The organism is Aminobacter sp. P4_D5, from assembly GCF_056401815.1.
This window is the reverse complement of record NZ_JBFUIP010000775.1, coordinates 1-685: the sequence shown is the minus strand read 5'-3', so window position 1 is coordinate 685 and position 685 is coordinate 1. Positions and strand designations below refer to the sequence as shown.

The following is a 685-nucleotide window of genomic DNA, read 5'->3' as shown; positions in this document are numbered from 1 at the left end:
GGCCATGATATCCGTCGGCTCCCAGCCTTGCCGCTTCGAGAACCAGTCGACGCTCACCGTCTTGATTGCCTTGTCCGAGCCGCCGGCGCGCAGCGCGCGGATCACCGTCGTCGAGCAGTTCTTCTTGATCGAGTGGTAGGTCGCCTTCTCGTATTCGTAGCCCGTCCACCACAGGCTCATCTTGCGCGTGTCCAGCACGCCCTCGGCGATCTCGATCACGTCGTCCGCGGCCCGGCCTTCCTGATGGACGTCGGCCTGCAGGGTCGGATTGCAGCGGTGCTTCACCGTGTAGACGTTGGTCGTACCGATGAAGGTCCGCATGATCTTCGCGAGGGTGGGGTTCTTCTTGGCGTCCACCGTGTAGTTGCGCTGCTCGTCGTTCGAGGGCCACCAGGAGATATAGGCGCCGCCCTCGATCTGCAGCGAGGAATGCCCCCAGGCGGCACCCTCGCCGCCGCGCACGTGATCCCAGCAATAGACCCAAACCTTCGCCATCTGACTGACCTCCAACCCGCCGGCCCCTTGGGGGACTCGGCTTTGACACCTGATGATGGAAGAATGCTGAAAATTGCCCCTGCCTGACAATCGGTTGGCACCTATCGGGCGGATCGATTCGCCCGATTGTGGTCCATCGCATGAACGATGATGGAACTTGGCCTCGGCGCCCGGGCTTGCGGGCGTGCCG

1 protein-coding gene is annotated in these 685 nt (G+C 63.2%); it reads right to left on the bottom strand.

Annotation, left to right across the window (positions count from 1 at the left end):
• On the bottom strand, positions 1-495 hold a 495-nt coding region (locus tag AC1DWF_RS34920; protein WP_476843053.1), incomplete at its 3' end, for a hypothetical protein.
• Positions 496-685 lie beyond the last annotated feature (190 nt).